The organism is Nocardia sp. NPDC051990, from assembly GCF_040680755.1.
Lineage (GTDB): Bacteria > Actinomycetota > Actinomycetes > Mycobacteriales > Mycobacteriaceae > Nocardia.
In genome coordinates, this window is the sequence record NZ_JBFAXH010000006.1 from 308844 (window position 1) to 324693 (window position 15850).

Genomic DNA, 15850 nt, shown 5'->3' on the forward strand with positions numbered 1-15850 from the left:
CAATCGGTCGGGCAGTCGCACAGCGCTGTCCGTAGCTCCACCGACAGTATCGAGTGTGCGCGATGCGTCCGAGGCGCGCAATGGAATTCGCCGCCGGTATGCCACACTCTCACCTTGTGGCAAATTCCGCGTCGCTGACCAGGGCCGAAGTGGCCGCCATGATCGATCACACACTGCTGGCGCCGGAGGCCACGGCCGCCGAGGTGGACGCTGTGGTCGCGGAGGCGCGCGAACTCGGCGTGTACGCGATCTGCGTATCGCCGTCCATGTTGCCGATTCGGGCGTCCGGCGTGGTGATCGCGACGGTCGCCGGATTCCCTTCTGGGAAACACCATTCGCTCGTCAAGGGCGCCGAGGCCCGCCTCGCGGTCGAGCAGGGTGCGGCCGAGGTCGACATGGTGATCGATGTCGGGGCCGCGCGCGCAGGCGATTACAGCGCGGTGCTGTCCGATATCGTGACGGTGCGTGAGGCAATAGGGGATCACGCGGTGCTCAAGGTGATCATCGAATCGGCGGCGCTATCGGATGCCGCGATCGTCGAGGTCTGCCGCGTCGCCCAACGCGCCGGTGCCGATTTCGTGAAGACCTCCACGGGATTTCATCCATCCGGTGGCGCCACCGTGCACGCGGTCCAGCTGATGGCCGAGACCGTCGGCGGACGTCTCGGCGTGAAGGCCAGCGGCGGTATCCGGACCGCCGAGGCAGCCGCCGAACTGATCGCCGCGGGTGCGACTCGTCTCGGGCTCTCGAAATCCCGTGCGGTGCTTGCGGGATTCCCGGTCTGATCCGAAAACCGGCGGACAGTTCACCCTCCGCCGAATCAGCAGCTGATGTTGTTGTTGTTCTGCGCGGCGGGCAGTTCGGTCCGCCCACCCGCCAGCTTCACCGCGACGCCGTTATCGGTGACCTTGACCTCGGTGGCCTTCATGCCGAGCGGGTAGCTCTGCAGACTCTGCGTGAAAACATCGACGATGCCCGACACCAGATCCTTCGGTATCCCTATACCGAGCAGCGCCGCCGACATCGTCTCGATCTGCACAGTGCCGTCCTTCACCTCCGGCTTGACCTGCAGCTGGGCGAGCCCACCGAGCACATCCAGGGTCAGCAACCCGCTCGACGAGGAGGACGTCACGCCGCTGACCAGGCCGCCGAGCGTCTCCCGGATGCCGTCGTTGCCCCAGGTGACATCGGCTGACGAGCTGCCGATGGTGCCGCCGCTGCCGTTATTGCTGACCGACACGTCGTTGAATCTGGCATGCACAACCATGCCGACGGCCGGACCGAACTTGGAATCGGCGCTGTCCACCTTGACCTGATCGACCTTCCCATCGATCCAGGTGATCAGCATCGGCTTTGCTCCGAAGCCGACATCGATCTTCGAACCCATATCCTTCTCGAATTGCGTGCTGATGCATCGCGAAACCTGATGCCGTGCATACAGTTCCCCGCCGACCAGCACGGTAGCGAGCAGAATCGCGACCACGACGAGGGCGATCACCAGGGCACGCCGGTTGACCTTCAATGTGGATGAGCTCTTCGTACTCATGCGCTCGATTCTTCCGCACATTTCTGTGCTCGCTCTGTGGGCGCTATGAAGGGTTCGAATGTGACATGCGACACAATATTCGAGCGTAGCCTGGTCGACATGGCTGGCGATGCGGCGCGCGGCGCACTCGATTCCGCCGAGCACGGGTGGCGTGTGCTGCGGCGATTGGCCGGGCGACACGCCGGGTTCTTCACCACCAGACAGGTACTGCGCGCCGGATGTGAGGTGCGTGTTCGTGCCGGACTCGGTGACGGTTCGGTGACGCGAGCCGGGGTCGGGCTCTTGCGGTTGGCCGATTGGCCCACCGGTCCGCTCGACGAATACGCCATGTGGGCGGCCTGGTTCGATGGGGCCGCCGCGGTATCGCATCAGAGTGCCGCGGAGTTGCACGGATTCGGTCGACTGCGGCCGCGATTCCTGCATATGTCGGTGGGGGCGGGACGGCCGCCGGTCACCCCGCGACTGGTGGTGCTGCGCCGCCCGCTGGTTCCGGCCGATCTCGAATCCGCGGGCGCCTTCCTGGTGACCACACCCCTGCGCACGGTGCTCGATCTGGCCGAGAGCGATATCGGGCAGTTGGCATTGGATGAGGTGGTCGGTGACGCGGTCGCCATCCATCGCTGCGCCATCAATGAAATCCGTTCCGCGAGTGTGCGACTACCCCCGCGTGCGGCGGTTCGGGTGTACCGCGCCCTCAGCGCCGTGTGATCAGCGCGATGAAGTCGTGAATGATTCGCGTGGCGATGACGCCGCGACTCAGCCGGTTCCGTTGGGTGCCACGGTGGCCCAAGGCACCGACAGCACGCAGTCGCGCATGCGGCGGCGATATGTGCGCATCGGAAAACCCTCCTGGCGCAAATGCTCCGCCGCCGTGCGCCAGCGCACGCGGGGACCGAAGGGTGCGAGGGGAGCGGCGCGGGCCCACGCGTGATCGGCGGCAGTCAACAGTGCGTGGATCGGCTCACCGGGAATATTGCGGTGGATCAACACCTTCGGGAGGCGCTCGGCGATATCGGAGGGACGCTCGACCGTGAACGGATCCCAGGCCAGCGTGAGTGAGCGCGGTCCGGACCGGTCCAGAAGCACCCAGGCGCAGCGCCTGCCCAGCTCGTCGCAGGTGCCGTCGACGAGTAAACCGTCCGGATCCATCCCGGACAGAATGGTGGCCCACGCATCGGCAACGGCCGACTCCGGATATTGACGCAGCACATTGAACGCGCGCACCAGCACCGGGCGCAGTCCGGCCAATTCGAAACCGCCGCGGGCGAAAGTGACGCCGTCGCGGCCTGGCACCACCCGTTCCGGATCGATCTCCAGCCCGACCACCCGCACATCCGCCCGGACCGTACGCAGTCGGGTCGCCAACTCCAATGTGGTCCACGGACTCGCCCCATAGCCGAGGTCGACGACCAGCGGATCGGCCGCTTCGCACAGTCGGCCGGTGACCAGCTCATGGTGGATCAGCCAGCGGTCGCTGCGTCGCAATCGGTTGACACCGGTGATGCCCCTGGTGATGGTGCCGACCGGCCTCAGCGGGTCGGGTGCTGCTCTTCCAGCCACTTCACGGTCTGCTCGGCCTCGGCGCGGAACAGGTCGACGAGGTTCACCAGCATCAGCTGTTCGAGTCGGGGCCCGACCATCGGGATGAACACCTTGGCCTCCGAGGAGAATCGCATGGTGCAGCCGGTATCGGTAGGGAACAGCCGAATGGTGCCGCCGAGGCTGCCCGGCCCGGCCGGAATGGAGGCCGAGAACTTGCCGACGGACTCGTTCTCGTCGAACGGTCCCCAGCTCTCCTTGCGGGTGATGATCATGTCCTTGCGCATGACCGCCTGCGCGATCTCCGGCAGCATGTCGCGCGGCAGGATGTGGTTGAGCACGATGTTGATACCGGAGTCGCCGACTTCCAGGGTGTCGACCTCATTGCCCGGCGCGTGTTTCGACATTTCTGCGCACCGGTCTTCCCAGTACTCCCGGGTCGACAACGCCGCGTACAGCTCCTTGGTGGTGTGCAGTGGGAAGCGGGCTGAATAGTCCAGTCGGCGAGCCATGGGGGGTTACGTTACCGAAACGTTGCGGATTCGCCACAACCTCCATACTCACCCACGCGAAATCCGCATATCGTCTGGACAGAATCACGGTAGGAACGGCACGTGGGAGGCGTGGGGCGGGGTGATCCCAGCGGTGTTTCAGTGCTCGGCGAGCCAGTTGTTCGTGAACTCTTCCTCGTTGGCCAGCAATTCGGTCAACCGCTCGGCGATCGCGGCCTCGATCTTCCCGCCGAACAGCGGAATCTTCACCTCGATGGTGCCCTTGGCCTGCACCACCGAACCCGAGCCGTCGGTGGTGAGCGTGATGGTCCCGCGGACTTCGGCCGGCGCACCCTCGACCCGCGCGGTGAAGGTGGCCGAATCACCGGTCCAGGCCTCGGCGCGCGGGATGATCAGATCGCCCGGCCGCACCGCGGTGATCGCGGCGGGCAGCAGCTCGGCTGCGATGACCTGCACCATCTCGACCTTGACCTGGTCGCCGTCGACGGTGACCGAATCCAGCCGGGCATTATCGCCACTCACCTCGGCGATGCGGTCCTTCCAGTACTGCACATCGGCGAAGGCCGCGCGTACGGCGGCAACTGGATACGAGTAGCGAGCCGTGTACGCCAGGGGTGTAGCCATGGTCGAACAGGCTACCGTCTGGGGCGTGCGAACTTCACGGGTGGTGTCGGCGGACCAGCTGCGCGAGCTGCTGGTCGATAGCGGTGCGCGGCTGCGCGAATCGGTGCGGCTGGCCGAGTTGACCACGCTCAGGGTCGGCGGTCCAGCCACGGTCGCGGAGTGTGCGACGACCGAAGCGCTGGTCGCGACGGTTCGAACGCTGGATACCGCGGGCATTCCGCTACTACTGTTGGCGGGCGGATCCAACCTGCTCATCGCGGACGACGGCTTCGACGGTGTGGTGGTCCGCGTGTGCAACGAGGCGGTGCAGATCGGTGCGGACGGCGTGGTCGCCGAGGCGGGGGCGAACTGGGACACGGTGGTCGCGGCGACGATCGAGGCCGGCCTCGGCGGGCTGGAATGCCTGTCGGGCATTCCCGGATCGGCCGGTGCGACACCGGTACAGAATGTCGGCGCGTACGGTGTCGAGGTCGAGAGCCTGCTGCGCCGGGTGCGCCTGCTCGATCGCGCGAGCGGCGAGATCCACTGGGTCGAACCGGCCGAACTCGGCTTCGGCTACCGCACCAGCGCACTCAAGCATCGCGATACCGCCGTGGTGCTCGCGGTGGACTTCGCACTCGACCCGGACGGGTCGAGCGCACCGCTGCGCTACGGCGAACTCGCGAACGCACTCGGTGCGGACAACGGTGCCTCCCGTCCCGCCGATCAGGTCCGAGCGGCAGTGCTGAAGCTGCGCGCGGGCAAGGGCATGGTGCTCGATCCGGCCGATAACGACACCTGGAGCGCGGGCTCGTTCTTTACCAATCCGGTGGTTCCGGACCATCGCGTCGCGGATGTGCAGGCTGCGATCATCGCCCATGTGGGCGACGTCACGATCCCCACCTATCCGGCGACCGACGGCGTCAAATTCTCCGCGGGCTGGCTCATCGAGCGGGCGGGGTTCGCCAAGGGTTTTCCGGGCCAGGATGCCCCGGCTCGGCTGTCCACGAAACATACGCTGGCCTTGACCAACCGCGGCAGCGCGACCGCCGCCGATCTGGTCGCACTGGCTCGCACGGTTCGTGACGGTGTCGCCGATCGATTCGGGATCCGGCTGGAACCGGAGCCAGTTCCCATCGGGGTGGCTCTCTGAACAAGTGAAACCGACACCACATTCCTCGCTGGCGAGGCGCGCGGTTTTCGCCGCGTAAATTCGACGAAGTGAGCCATCGTTCAGTCCGCTACAGACCAGCCGCCGCCGTCTCCGCCGTGCTGCTCGTGGTAGTCGCGCTGATGGCCGGATGCTCGACCGACAACAGCGGTAAGAGTGACTCCGCCAAAGACAACGCCCCCGTCGCGAAGGTCACGCTGACACCGGGCGCCGACGCCAAGAACGTCAATCCGACCGCACCGATCTCGGTCACCGTCACCGACGGCACTATCGATCAGATCGCGCTGACCAATGCCGACGGCAAGCAGGTCAACGGCGAACTCGCCGCGGACCGGCACAGCTACCAGATCACCGAACCGCTCGGCTACGACGCCAAATACACCTGGTCCGGCACCGCGGTCGGCGCCGACCAGAAGCCGGTCCCGATCGACGACAGCTTCACCACCCTGGCCCCGAAGAACACCTTCCCCGCGACGCTCAATATCGCCGATAACCAAGAGGTCGGCATCGCGGCGCCGATCATCTTGCAGTTCAAGGGATCTGTGCAGAACAAGGCCGCGGTGGAGCAGGCGCTCACCGTCACCACCAATCCGCCGACCGAGGGCGCTTGGGCCTGGTTCCCGGATGAAAACGGCGGCTCGCGCGTGCATTGGCGGCCGAAGGACTACTGGGTGCCCGGCACCGCCGTGCACGTCGCGGCCAAGCTTTACGGTCTGGATCTCGGCGGCGGAAATTTCGGATATTCCGATCTCACTTCGGATTTCCGCATCGGCCGCAGCCAGATCGTCGAGGCCAGCGCGCCGAGCCATCGCATCCAGGTCGTGCGCGACGGACAGGTCGTCTTCGATTTCCCGGTCAGCTACGGCGAGGGCAATGAGGCGCGCAATGTGACCCGATCCGGTGTGCACGTCGTCACCGAGAAGCACGAAGACTTCATGATGTCGAATCCGCCGTTCTACACCAACGTTCGCGAACGGTGGGCCGTACGCATTTCCAATAACGGCGAATTCATCCACGCCAACCCGGAATCCCTTTCGGCGCAAGGCTCTTCGAATGTCACCAACGGCTGCATCAATCTGTCGCCGACCGACGCGCAGGCCTACTTCCCGACCGCGCTCTACGGCGATCCAGTCGAGGTGACCGGCACATCGATCGCGCTGTCGGCCGCCGATGGTGATCTCTACGACTGGACCATCGACTGGAACACCTGGACCGGGCTGTCGGCATTGCCGGGCGAGCCCAAGAATCCGGTGTCCGCCACACCTGTGCCACCGCTGTCGGCCGGTGGTCGCTGAGCTAGGCAAACCCGGCGCGACATGCGACGATCGGACGCGTGAGCAGCAGACCCGCCGCCGAGGACAACCTGCGTGACCTCGCGCGCCTGCGCCACGTCCGGGACCGGATCGACCGGGAGTACGCGCAGCCGCTGGACGTCGAGGCGCTGGCCCGCGACGCGCACATGTCGGCAGGGCATCTCAGCCGTCAGTTCAAGGCCGCCTACGGTGAGTCGCCGTACTCCTACCTGATGACGCGGCGCATCGAGCGCGCGATGTCGCTGTTGCGGCGTGGCGATCTCAGCGTTACCGAGGTTTGTTTCGCGGTCGGTTGCCAGTCGCTCGGCACCTTCAGCACTCGGTTCACCGAGCTGGTCGGCATACCACCCAGCACGTACCGGGAGCAGGCGGAGCACGCACCGGTGGATCTGCCGACGCTCGTCGTGAAGCGGGTGACACGACCGATCAGGAATCGAGAAGCGCAGGTCACGAAGGCGCAACTAGCGTGAATGCCATGGACATCACCATTCAAGCAAGCTTTCTTCCCCAAGATGACCCGGAGGCCGCCCTGGCCTTCTACCGCGACGCCCTCGGCTTCGAACTCCGCAAAGACGTCGGATTCAATGGGATGCGCTGGCTCACCGTCGGCCCGGTCGACCAGCCCGGCACATCCATCGTGCTGCACCCGCCGGCCGCCGACCCCGGCATCACCGATGACGAGCGCCGCACCATCGCCGAGATGATGGCCAAGGGCACCTATGCCAGTATTCTGCTGGCAACCAAGGATGTCGACGCCACCTTCGACCGGGTGCAGGCCACCAATGCCGACGTCGTCCAGGAGCCGACCGATCAGCCGTACGGGGTTCGTGACTGCGCCTTCCGCGATCCCGCCGGAAATATGGTCCGTATCCAGCAATTGAGCTGAGCCTTCAGCCAGCACAACACCGCGTTCGGCGCCGGCGGCCGCCGGCGCCGAACCCATGGCGAACAATTGCCACGACCACTGCCCGAGAACTGAGAACGCACTGCTCGAGGCCGATGAGCTCGAGCCAGTCGACTCCGACGGAGACCGCGCGAGCGGCCCGCGCAACAGATGGAGACACGATGAGCACAGCATCGCGAAGCGATTCCACGAGGAGTGGCCGGGTGACGGGTGGGCTGGCCGAGAAGACGGATACGCAAGCTCTGCACGCTGCCGACAGCCACGATCTGATCCGCGTGGTCGGCGCGCGTGTGAACAACCTCGCGGACATCAGCATCGAGATCCCCAAGCGCCGGTTGACGGTGTTCACCGGTGTTTCCGGCTCGGGCAAGAGTTCGCTGGTATTCGACACCATCGCCGCGGAGTCGCAGCGGCTGATCAACGAGACCTACAGCACCTTCGTGCAGGGCTTCATGCCCACCCTGGTGCGGCCCGAGGTCGATGTGCTCGACGGTCTGACCACCGCGATCATCGTCGATCAGCAGCGAATGGGTGCCGACCCGCGCTCCACAGTCGGCACCGCCACCGACGCGAACGCCATGTTGCGCATCCTGTTCAGCCGACTCGGGAAGCCACATATCGGCTCGCCGCAGGCGTTCTCCTTCAATGTCGCCTCGATCAGCGGCGCCGGGGCGGTCGCGATCGAGCGCGCCGGGAAGACGGTGAAGGAGCGCCGCAGCTTCAGCATCACCGGCGGCATGTGTCCGCGCTGTGAGGGCCGGGGTTCGGTCAATGACATCGACCTGACCCAGCTGTACGACGACACCAAATCGCTGAACGAGGGCGCGCTGACCATCCCCGGCTACAGCATGGACGGCTGGTTCGGCCGCATCTTCACCGGCTGCGGCTTCTTCGATCCGGATAAGCCGATCAAGAAGTTCAACAAGCGCGAACTCAACGATCTGCTGTACAAGGAGCCGATCAAGATCAAGGTCGACGGCATCAACCTCACCTATGAGGGCCTGATCTCGAGGATTCGCAAGTCGATGTTGTCCAAGGACGTCGACGCGCTACAGCCGCATATCCGCGCCTTCGTGGAGCGAGCGGTCACCTTCCAGACCTGCCCCGAATGCGGCGGCACCCGGCTCAGCGAATTGGCACGTTCGTCGAAGATCAGGGGCATCAGCATCGCCGACGCCTGCGCCATGCAGATCAGCGATCTGGCCGAATGGGTCAGCGGGCTGCGGGAACCGTCGGTGGCGCCGCTGCTGACCTCGCTGCGGCACACCCTCGACTCGTTCGTGGAGATCGGGCTCGGCTACCTTTCGCTCGAACGGCCCGCGGGCACGCTGTCGGGCGGTGAGGCGCAGCGCGTCAAGATGATCCGGCACCTCGGTTCCTCGCTCACCGACGTCACCTATGTGTTCGACGAGCCGACCGCGGGCCTGCACCCGCATGACATCCAGCGGATGAACGAACTGCTGCTGCGGTTGCGGGACAAGGGCAATACGGTGCTCGTCGTCGAGCACAAGCCGGAGACGATCGTCATCGCCGACCACATCGTCGACCTGGGCCCCGGTGCCGGTACGGGCGGCGGCACAGTCTGCTTCGAGGGCACCATCGATGGGCTGCGCGGCAGCGGCACCATTACCGGCCGTCATTTCGACGACCGGGCCGCGCTGAAGGGGACGGTGCGAAAGCCCAACGGCGCGTTGGAGATTCGCGGTGCGTCGACGAACAACCTGTGCGACGTCGATGTCGACATTCCGCTCGGGGTGCTCGCGGTTATCACGGGCGTCGCCGGCTCGGGCAAGAGCTCGCTCGTGCACGGGTCGATACCCGCGGGCGCGGCTCAGTTCAATGGCCGCCGCGCAAGCTCCACGGACGTGGTGTCCGTCGATCAGGGCCCGATCCGCGGCTCCCGCCGGAGCAACCCCGCCACCTACACCGGACTGCTCGACCCGATCCGCAAGGCATTCGCGAAGGAAAACGGCGTCAAGCCGGCGCTGTTCAGCGCCAACTCCGAGGGCGCGTGCCCCAGCTGTAATGGCGCGGGTGTCATCTACACGGACCTGGCGGTCATGGCCGGTGTCGCGACCACCTGTGAGGAGTGTGAGGGCAAGCGGTTCCAGGCCGCGGTGCTCGAGTACCACCTCGGCGGCCGCGATATCAGCGAGGTGCTCGCGATGTCGGTGACCGAGGCACAGGAGTTCTTCAGCGCGGGCGCGGCGCGCACACCGGCCGCGGAGAAGGTCCTGGACCGGCTCGCCGATGTCGGGCTCGGCTATCTCACCCTCGGCCAGCCGCTCACCACGCTGTCCGGTGGCGAGCGGCAGCGGCTCAAGCTGGCCACACATATGGCCGAGAAGGGCAGCGTATACGTCCTCGACGAGCCGACGACCGGCCTGCACCTCGCCGATGTCGAACAGCTGCTCGGCCTGCTCGACCGGCTGGTCGACTCCGGCAAGTCGGTCATCGTCATCGAGCATCACCAGGCCGTCATGGCGCATGCCGACTGGATCATCGATCTCGGCCCCGGCGCGGGCCACGACGGCGGCAAGATCGTCTTCGAGGGCACGCCCGCGGACCTGGTCGCCGAGCGTGCCACCCTCACCGGCGAGCACCTCGCGGCATACGTCGGCGCCTGATGAGAATCGCCCCCGCTCGGACAAGCGAATCCGTGCGGGGGCGAAACGTATTCGGCGCGTGGTGATTACCGTGCGGCGCGCGCCTCGACGAGTAGACCGTCCTTATCGAACGATTCGGTGTCGCCGGCCGAATTCCGCCGCTGGTCGGCGAGCAGATCGCGGATTTCGATGAGCAATTCGATCTCGGTCGGCTCGGCTACCTTGGCGGTGCCGAAGCGGTTGGTCAGCGTCTTCATCGGCACCATCAGCACGAAGTACAGCACCGCCGCGACCAGCACGAAGTCGATGAGCGCGGTGATGATCGGCCCGATCGCGATGAAGGTGGCCGGCTTATCGGCGACCAGCTGAAAGCCGAGGCCCAGCTCATTGGTCTTACCCAATACCGCGAGCAGCGGGTTGATGATCCCCTTTGTCACCGCCGTCACCACCGCGGTGAACGCGGTACCCATGACCACCGCGACAGCAAGATCGATCACGTTCCCGCGCATCAGGAAATCTTTGAAACCCTTGAGCATGAGCCGAGCAACTCCAATCTGTTCTATGCGTTCAAAGCCCCGATGCTAACGTCCGCGCCCGGTTGGAGCGAATTCACAGCAATCGGATTGGTAGTCGATCGCGCCGTAGTCGGCAAACGCCGTCCGCTCGAATTCCGAGAAACGCTCGAATTCAGATGGAGTATCGCCGATCCGGTCAGCCGCGGCGAGCGAAGCGGCCCGGACCGGCCTGGTCACGGGGCTTGACGACGATCTGGTCCAAATTCACATGGGACGGTCGCGACGCCACGAAACCGATGATCTCCGCGATATCCTGCGCGACCAGCGGATCAATGCCCTTGTACACCTTGGCCGCACGCTCGGCGTCGCCGGCGAATCGAACCAGCGAGAATTCGGTTTCCACGGCGCCTGGCGCGATTTCGGTGAGCCGCACCGGCTGGCCGAGCAATTCGCCGCGCAAGGTGCGATGCAGTACGGCCTGCCCATGTTTGGCCGAGGTGTAGCCGGAGCCGTTGTCGTAGGTCTCGAAAGCGGCGACCGAGGTAATTGTGACGATGAGCCCGTCGCCCGAGGCGATCAGCTTCGGCAGCAACGCCTTGGTCACCCGCAGTGTGCCGAGCACATTGGTCTCCCACATCCAGCGCCAGTCGTCCAGATCCGCTTCGATCACCGGCGCCAGACCTTTCGCGCCGCCGGCATTGTTGACGAGCACATCGGCGTTCTCGATCGCATCGGTAAAGGCGCGCACGGAATCTTCCGAGGTCACATCGAGTTCGAGTGCGGTGCCGCCGATTTCGTCGGCGATGCGCCGCAGCCGATCGAGCCTGCGCGCGCCGACATACACGTGATAGCCCTGTTGGGCGAGTTCCCGGGCGGTGGCTTCGCCGATTCCCGAGCTGGCTCCGGTGACGATGGCGGTGCGAATGCTCATATTGCGATCGTAAATGCGCAGAATTTACCCACCCCGGCCAGCCTGGTCCGCCTCTCCGCGCCTTTTGCCGGTCGTCGGGTGCCACTCGAGTTCACATCCGGGCCGGCGGTCTTGTGTCAGCTGGGTTTCGGGCGTACCCGGCGAGTTACCCATGTCGTCACGAAATCAAGTCTTGCGTTTTCCTACAGCCGCGCGGTCCTAGGCAAATCCGGGGGACCGCGGGGACTAGCCTAGCCTCGGGAACATGGCTATTCGGGAAGCGGTCAGTGCGGACGGAACGAGCATCGTCTATCGGGTCGGCGGCCCGGCCGACGGCAGGCCGCTGGTGCTGGTACACGGTTGGTCGGCCAATCTGCAGTGCTGGGGCGCGGCGGCGGGCGAGTTGGCCGAGCGCTTCCGGGTGCTCGCCGTGGACCTGCGCGGTCACGGCTATTCCGGGGCCCCGGAGACCGGCTACGACAATCCGAAGAATTGGGCCGCCGATATCGCCGCGGTGCTCGCCGCCGAGGGCATCGAATCCGGCGCGGTCCTGCTCGGCTGGTCCTACGGCGGCATTGTGATCAGCGACTATCTGACTGCCTGCGGCACCGGCGCGGTCGCGGGCGTCATCTACTCGGGTTCGATGGCCAATATCGGCCGCGCACCCGGTGCGGCGACTGGCCCGGCCATGCAGCAGGCCGTTCCCGGCGTCTTCGAGGAGAGCGCGGGGCGTGCGTTGCGTGCGTTCGGCGTCTTCGGTAATGCCAATACCGGACCCGATCCGGACAAGGGCGTCGACGCGCAGCGCATCTTCGGCGCGAGCCTCGGCACGCTGCCCCGGGTGCGCAAGGCGCTGTTCTACCGGACCGTCGACAACACCGAAACGCTACGCGCCCTGGACATTCCGGTACTTGTCCTGCACGGAACCAAGGATCCGGTCGTGCCGATCGAGAACGGTCGCTACATCCTCGACGCGGTGCCCGACGGCCGCGCCTCGTTCTGGGAGGACGCGCAGCACGGGCTGTTCATCGAGGACCGCGCCCGCTTCGTCGCCGAGGTGAGCGCGTTCATCGACGGTTTGAATTAGCCGTCCGAAATTCGCTGGCTTCATGCGCTCGGCCCGAACAGACTTGTCGTATCCCGGTGTCGAGATCGGTGCCGGTGGATTTCGTGCACCGTCCGTGAGAGCCCGCAGGAAACCGCTGTGACGGCTGTCACTTGGCCCGGTTGCGGTGTCTGAATTGGGCAATCCAACGTGCACTATGGATGGTGTGAGTCAACGCCCGAACCTACGGCCGAATCGGATTGCCGTGTTATCGGTGCACACCTCACCACTTGCTCAGCCGGGTACCGGCGACGCGGGCGGCATGAACGTCTACGTGCTGCAAACCGCCATTCAGCTGGCCCGACGCGGCACCGAGGTCGAGATTTTCACCCGGGCCACCTCCTCGAACGTGCCGCCGGTCCAGGAGGCGGCCCCGGGGGTCCTGGTACGCAATGTGGTGGCGGGCCCGTTCGAGGGGCTGGACAAGCGCGACCTGCCGACCCAGCTGTGCCCGTTCACGGCCGAGGTGCTGCGCCAGGAGGCCGGACACCTGCCCGGTCACTACGATCTCGTCCATTCGCATTACTGGCTCTCCGGTCAGGTCGGCTGGCTCGCGCGCGACCGCTGGCGGGTGCCGCTGGTGCACACCGCGCACACGTTGGCGGCGGTGAAGAACGCGGCGCTGGCCGAAGGTGACTGCCCCGAACCCGCGACCCGCGAGATCGGCGAGAAGCAGGTGATCGCCGAGGCCGATCGGATGGTCGCGAACACCGCACAGGAGGCGCGCCAGCTCGTCGAGCTGTACGGCGCCGATCCCGGGCACATCGATGTGGTGCCGCCCGGCGCGGATCTGACGCGCTACCGTCCCGGTGAAATGGCCGCGGCCCGAGCCGAATTGGGCCTGGCGGCCGATGAGCGGATCGTCGCGTTCATCGGCCGCATCCAGCCGCTCAAGGCCCCGGATGTATTGGTCCGCGCGGCCGCCGAACTGCTGCACCGTGACCCGGCGCGCAAGCTGCGGGTGCTCATCGTCGGCGGCCCGTCCGGCACCGGACTGGAGCGCCCCGACGCGCTGATCGAACTCGCCGCCGCGCTTGGCATCGCCGAGCACGTCACCTTCCTGCCGCCGCAGCCGCCGGATCGCCTGGTGCAGGTGTATCAGGCCGCCGACCTGGTCGCGGTGCCCAGCTACAACGAATCCTTCGGTCTGGTCGCCATCGAGGCGCAGGCCAGCGGCACCCCGGTACTCGCGGCCGATGTCGGTGGACTCGGTACCGCGGTGCGGCACGGCGAGACCGGCCTGCTCGTCCCCGGACACCGGACGCCGGACTGGGCCGATGCCCTCGGCCACCTGCTCGACGATGGCGAGCGGCTGCACGGGATGGGGCTGCGCGCGGTCGAGCACGCCGCGCGCTTCTCCTGGGAGCACACCGCGGACGGACTGCTCGCCAGTTATTCGGCGGCGCTGACCGATTTCCGTGCGCTGCGCGCCGGTCTCGGTGCGGGCCGCCGCGAGGTCTTCGAGGCCGCGCTGGCCGAGCTGCCCGGGGAACGCACTAGCCTCGCGGGTGAACGCAGTGCTGTTCTCCTCGGCGAGAGCAGTCAGGCCAGATCGCGGGCGCTGTGGCGGCGCCGGACGGGAGCGCACCGATGAGCACGGCCGCCGCGACCGCACAGCTGATCGACGAAACGCTGCGCGACCGCGAAATCGAGTACACCCATCCCAGCCAGGAGACATTCGTCGTCATCCTGCCAGGTGAGCGCAAACTGAAGACCACCGTGATGCTCACCGTCGGAAAGCACGGACTGCGCATCGAATCGTTCGTCTGCCGCAAGCCCGACGAGAACTTCGAGGGCGTCTATAAATTCCTGCTGCGCCGCAACCGCCGCCTCTACGGTGTGGCCTACACCCTGGACCGCATCGGCGATATCTACCTGGTCGGCCGCATGGCCACCCACGCCGTCACCCCCGATGAACTGGACCGGATCTTCGGCCAGATCCTCGAGGCCGTCGACGCCGACTTCAATGTCCTGTTGGAACTCGGCTTCGCCGAATCCATTCGCCGGGAATGGAAGTGGCGTGTATCGCGCGGTGAATCCCTGCAGAACCTGCGCGCCTTCGAACATCTGGTCGAGGCCGCCGATCAGCCCTGATCGCGCGCGGGCGGATCCGGTATCGGCGACAATCGCATTGCGGGAATGGGCTGCGAGGCACAGGAGGCTGCCCGGCGATGATGGTTCTTGCTCTGGATATCGGCGCGACGAAATTCGCCGCCGGGGTGGTCTATGCGGGCCGGAAGGTACGCGATGTGCGGCGGGTCGATGTGCCTCGGGAAGCGGTGTGGGCGGCGTGCCGCGACCTACTGCTGGAAGTGGCCGGTGACACCCTGGTTTCGGCGATCGGGATCGGTTCGGCCGGACCAGTCGATGTGCGGACCGGGGTCACCAGGCCGCTGAATATTCCGGAATGGAAGTCGGGCTTCCCGATCGTCACCGAGGTACAGCGGCTGTTCCCTTCCGCCGCAGTGCGATTCGCCATCGACGGGGCCTGCCTCGCCCTGGCTGAACATCACGTCGGCGCGCTGCGCGGGATTCCGAACGGCCTGGCCATGACCGTCTCCTCGGGCATCGGCGGCGGCATCATCGCCGACGGCCGGGTGGTGCTCGGGCGCACCGGCAATGCCGGACATGTCGGCCATATCGTGGTGCCGGGTTGGGATGTGCCGTGTGAATGCGGCGGCGTCGGCTGCGTCGAGGCGATCGCCAGCGGCATGTCGTCGGTACGCTGGGCACGGGAACAGGGTTGGCGTGGCGAGACCGGCGCCGGACTGGCGAAGGCCGCGCACACCGGCGATGAGATCGCGCTGGCCGCGCTGCATCGGGCCGGAACCGCACTGGGCACAGCCATCGCCTCCGCGGCCGCGACGCTGGATATCGATCGGGTGGTGATCGGCGGCGGCTTCGCGCAATCGGGTGAACCGCTCTGGGAACCGCTGCGCGCGGCACTGACCCGGCACGCGGGCTTGGACTTCCTGCGCGAGCTGCGGGTGGTGCCTTCGCAAATCACCAATGGCGCCACCCTCGTTGGCGCGGGTGTGCTCGCCGCGGGCCATGATACCGCCGATGCCGTCTCCTGAGCAGTGGGAACGGATGCGGGCCCGGTTCGGGCACATGCCAGAATGGCCT

The 15850-nt window shown here is 66.3% G+C and carries 17 protein-coding genes; 11 read left to right on the forward strand and 6 right to left on the reverse strand.

All coding sequences use genetic code 11. The annotated features are described in order from the left end of the window. The first annotated feature begins 158 nt into the window (after positions 1–158). Entirely contained in the window at positions 159–785 is a 627-nt protein-coding gene (gene deoC / locus AB0L63_RS15030; RefSeq protein WP_364500256.1) for a deoxyribose-phosphate aldolase, read from the forward strand. 35 nt (positions 786–820) lie between these two features. Here deoC and AB0L63_RS15035 read toward each other — a convergent pair whose 3' ends face one another. After that, the gene (locus AB0L63_RS15035) at positions 821–1546 is read right to left on the reverse strand and encodes a DUF2993 domain-containing protein (protein WP_364499995.1); all 726 of its coding nucleotides are present in this window, start codon (positions 1544–1546) and stop codon (positions 821–823) included. A gap of 99 nt (positions 1547–1645) precedes the next feature. On the opposite strand from AB0L63_RS15035, the gene AB0L63_RS15040 reads away from it, so the two are divergent. Then, a complete protein-coding gene (locus tag AB0L63_RS15040) occupies positions 1646–2254 on the forward strand; it encodes a hypothetical protein (protein ID WP_364499998.1) in 609 nt (202 codons plus the stop codon). Between the two features lie 48 nt (positions 2255–2302). Here the strand turns inward: AB0L63_RS15040 and AB0L63_RS15045 are convergent, their stop codons facing one another. The 3 genes from AB0L63_RS15045 to AB0L63_RS15055 all read right to left on the reverse strand — a co-directional run bounded on the left by AB0L63_RS15045 (position 2303) and on the right by AB0L63_RS15055 (position 4221). Then, positions 2303–3106: a class I SAM-dependent methyltransferase gene (locus AB0L63_RS15045; RefSeq protein ID WP_364500001.1), complete on the reverse strand. Its 804-nt coding sequence runs from the start codon at positions 3104–3106 to the stop codon at positions 2303–2305. Beyond that, entirely contained in the window at positions 3076–3597 is a 522-nt protein-coding gene (locus tag AB0L63_RS15050; RefSeq protein ID WP_364500004.1) for a DUF2505 domain-containing protein, read from the reverse strand. The genes AB0L63_RS15045 and AB0L63_RS15050 overlap by 31 nt, the downstream gene beginning before the upstream one ends. A 138-nt stretch (positions 3598–3735) precedes the next feature. After that, complete coding sequence (locus tag AB0L63_RS15055) at positions 3736–4221, reverse strand: DUF2505 domain-containing protein (RefSeq protein ID WP_364500007.1); 486 nt, start codon at positions 4219–4221, stop codon at positions 3736–3738. 40 nt (positions 4222–4261) lie between these two features. Between AB0L63_RS15055 and AB0L63_RS15060 the strand changes: the two genes are divergently transcribed. The 5 genes from AB0L63_RS15060 (at position 4262) to AB0L63_RS15080 (ending at position 10215) form a co-directional block, all read left to right on the forward strand. Continuing rightward, complete coding sequence (locus AB0L63_RS15060) at positions 4262–5353, forward strand: UDP-N-acetylmuramate dehydrogenase (protein WP_364500259.1); 1092 nt, start codon at positions 4262–4264, stop codon at positions 5351–5353. A 140-nt stretch (positions 5354–5493) separates the two neighbouring features. After that, complete coding sequence (locus AB0L63_RS15065; protein WP_364500262.1) at positions 5494–6666, forward strand: Ig-like domain-containing protein; 1173 nt, start codon at positions 5494–5496, stop codon at positions 6664–6666. 38 nt (positions 6667–6704) lie between these two features. Then, positions 6705–7154 (forward strand): helix-turn-helix transcriptional regulator, encoded by a 450-nt coding sequence (locus tag AB0L63_RS15070; RefSeq protein ID WP_364500010.1) that lies wholly within the window; start codon positions 6705–6707, stop codon positions 7152–7154. A gap of 5 nt (positions 7155–7159) precedes the next feature. Further along, positions 7160–7570 (forward strand): VOC family protein, encoded by a 411-nt coding sequence (locus tag AB0L63_RS15075; protein WP_364500013.1) that lies wholly within the window; start codon positions 7160–7162, stop codon positions 7568–7570. A 179-nt stretch (positions 7571–7749) separates the two neighbouring features. Then, positions 7750–10215 (forward strand): excinuclease ABC subunit UvrA, encoded by a 2466-nt coding sequence (locus AB0L63_RS15080; protein ID WP_364500016.1) that lies wholly within the window; start codon positions 7750–7752, stop codon positions 10213–10215. Between the two features lie 65 nt (positions 10216–10280). Here AB0L63_RS15080 and mscL read toward each other — a convergent pair whose 3' ends face one another. Next, positions 10281–10730: a large conductance mechanosensitive channel protein MscL gene (mscL, locus tag AB0L63_RS15085; protein ID WP_364500019.1), complete on the reverse strand. Its 450-nt coding sequence runs from the start codon at positions 10728–10730 to the stop codon at positions 10281–10283. Between the two features lie 175 nt (positions 10731–10905). Further along, positions 10906–11640, reverse strand: coding sequence for an SDR family NAD(P)-dependent oxidoreductase (locus AB0L63_RS15090; RefSeq protein ID WP_364500022.1), 735 nt, complete (start codon positions 11638–11640; stop codon positions 10906–10908). A gap of 244 nt (positions 11641–11884) precedes the next feature. On the opposite strand from AB0L63_RS15090, the gene AB0L63_RS15095 reads away from it, so the two are divergent. The 4 genes from AB0L63_RS15095 to AB0L63_RS15110 all read left to right on the forward strand — a co-directional run bounded on the left by AB0L63_RS15095 (position 11885) and on the right by AB0L63_RS15110 (position 15801). Next, positions 11885–12706 carry an alpha/beta hydrolase gene (locus tag AB0L63_RS15095; protein ID WP_364500025.1) on the forward strand — a complete coding sequence of 274 codons (822 nt, stop codon included), beginning with the start codon at positions 11885–11887 and terminating at the stop codon, positions 12704–12706. A gap of 175 nt (positions 12707–12881) precedes the next feature. Further along, positions 12882–14318, forward strand: a complete 1437-nt coding sequence (mshA, locus tag AB0L63_RS15100) for a D-inositol-3-phosphate glycosyltransferase (RefSeq protein WP_364500028.1) — start codon at positions 12882–12884, stop codon at positions 14316–14318. After that, complete coding sequence (locus AB0L63_RS15105) at positions 14315–14818, forward strand: YbjN domain-containing protein (protein ID WP_364500031.1); 504 nt, start codon at positions 14315–14317, stop codon at positions 14816–14818. The genes mshA and AB0L63_RS15105 overlap by 4 nt, the downstream gene beginning before the upstream one ends. A 77-nt stretch (positions 14819–14895) precedes the next feature. Then, on the forward strand, positions 14896–15801 hold the full coding sequence (locus AB0L63_RS15110) for an ROK family protein (RefSeq protein WP_364500034.1): 906 nt from the start codon (positions 14896–14898) through the stop codon (positions 15799–15801). Positions 15802–15850: the final 49 nt, after the last annotated feature.

What these genes read in the sequence shown, in the direction of transcription:
- AB0L63_RS15080 (WP_364500016.1), top strand. Translation starts at nt 7,750, where the DNA reads ATGAGCACAGCATCGCGAAGCGATTCCACGAGGAGTGGCCGGGTGACG.
- AB0L63_RS15090 (WP_364500022.1), bottom strand. Translation starts at nt 11,640, where the DNA reads ATGAGCATTCGCACCGCCATCGTCACCGGAGCCAGCTCGGGAATCGGC.
- AB0L63_RS15065 (WP_364500262.1), top strand. Translation starts at nt 5,494, where the DNA reads ATGGCCGGATGCTCGACCGACAACAGCGGTAAGAGTGACTCCGCCAAA.
- mscL (WP_364500019.1), bottom strand. Translation starts at nt 10,730, where the DNA reads ATGCTCAAGGGTTTCAAAGATTTCCTGATGCGCGGGAACGTGATCGAT.
- AB0L63_RS15105 (WP_364500031.1), top strand. Translation starts at nt 14,315, where the DNA reads ATGAGCACGGCCGCCGCGACCGCACAGCTGATCGACGAAACGCTGCGC.
- AB0L63_RS15095 (WP_364500025.1), top strand. Translation starts at nt 11,885, where the DNA reads ATGGCTATTCGGGAAGCGGTCAGTGCGGACGGAACGAGCATCGTCTAT.
- AB0L63_RS15110 (WP_364500034.1), top strand. Translation starts at nt 14,896, where the DNA reads ATGATGGTTCTTGCTCTGGATATCGGCGCGACGAAATTCGCCGCCGGG.
- deoC (WP_364500256.1), top strand. Translation starts at nt 159, where the DNA reads ATGATCGATCACACACTGCTGGCGCCGGAGGCCACGGCCGCCGAGGTG.
- AB0L63_RS15050 (WP_364500004.1), bottom strand. Translation starts at nt 3,597, where the DNA reads ATGGCTCGCCGACTGGACTATTCAGCCCGCTTCCCACTGCACACCACC.
- mshA (WP_364500028.1), top strand. Translation starts at nt 12,882, where the DNA reads ATGGATGGTGTGAGTCAACGCCCGAACCTACGGCCGAATCGGATTGCC.
- AB0L63_RS15075 (WP_364500013.1), top strand. Translation starts at nt 7,160, where the DNA reads ATGGACATCACCATTCAAGCAAGCTTTCTTCCCCAAGATGACCCGGAG.
- AB0L63_RS15035 (WP_364499995.1), bottom strand. Translation starts at nt 1,546, where the DNA reads ATGAGTACGAAGAGCTCATCCACATTGAAGGTCAACCGGCGTGCCCTG.
- AB0L63_RS15055 (WP_364500007.1), bottom strand. Translation starts at nt 4,221, where the DNA reads ATGGCTACACCCCTGGCGTACACGGCTCGCTACTCGTATCCAGTTGCC.
- AB0L63_RS15040 (WP_364499998.1), top strand. Translation starts at nt 1,646, where the DNA reads ATGGCTGGCGATGCGGCGCGCGGCGCACTCGATTCCGCCGAGCACGGG.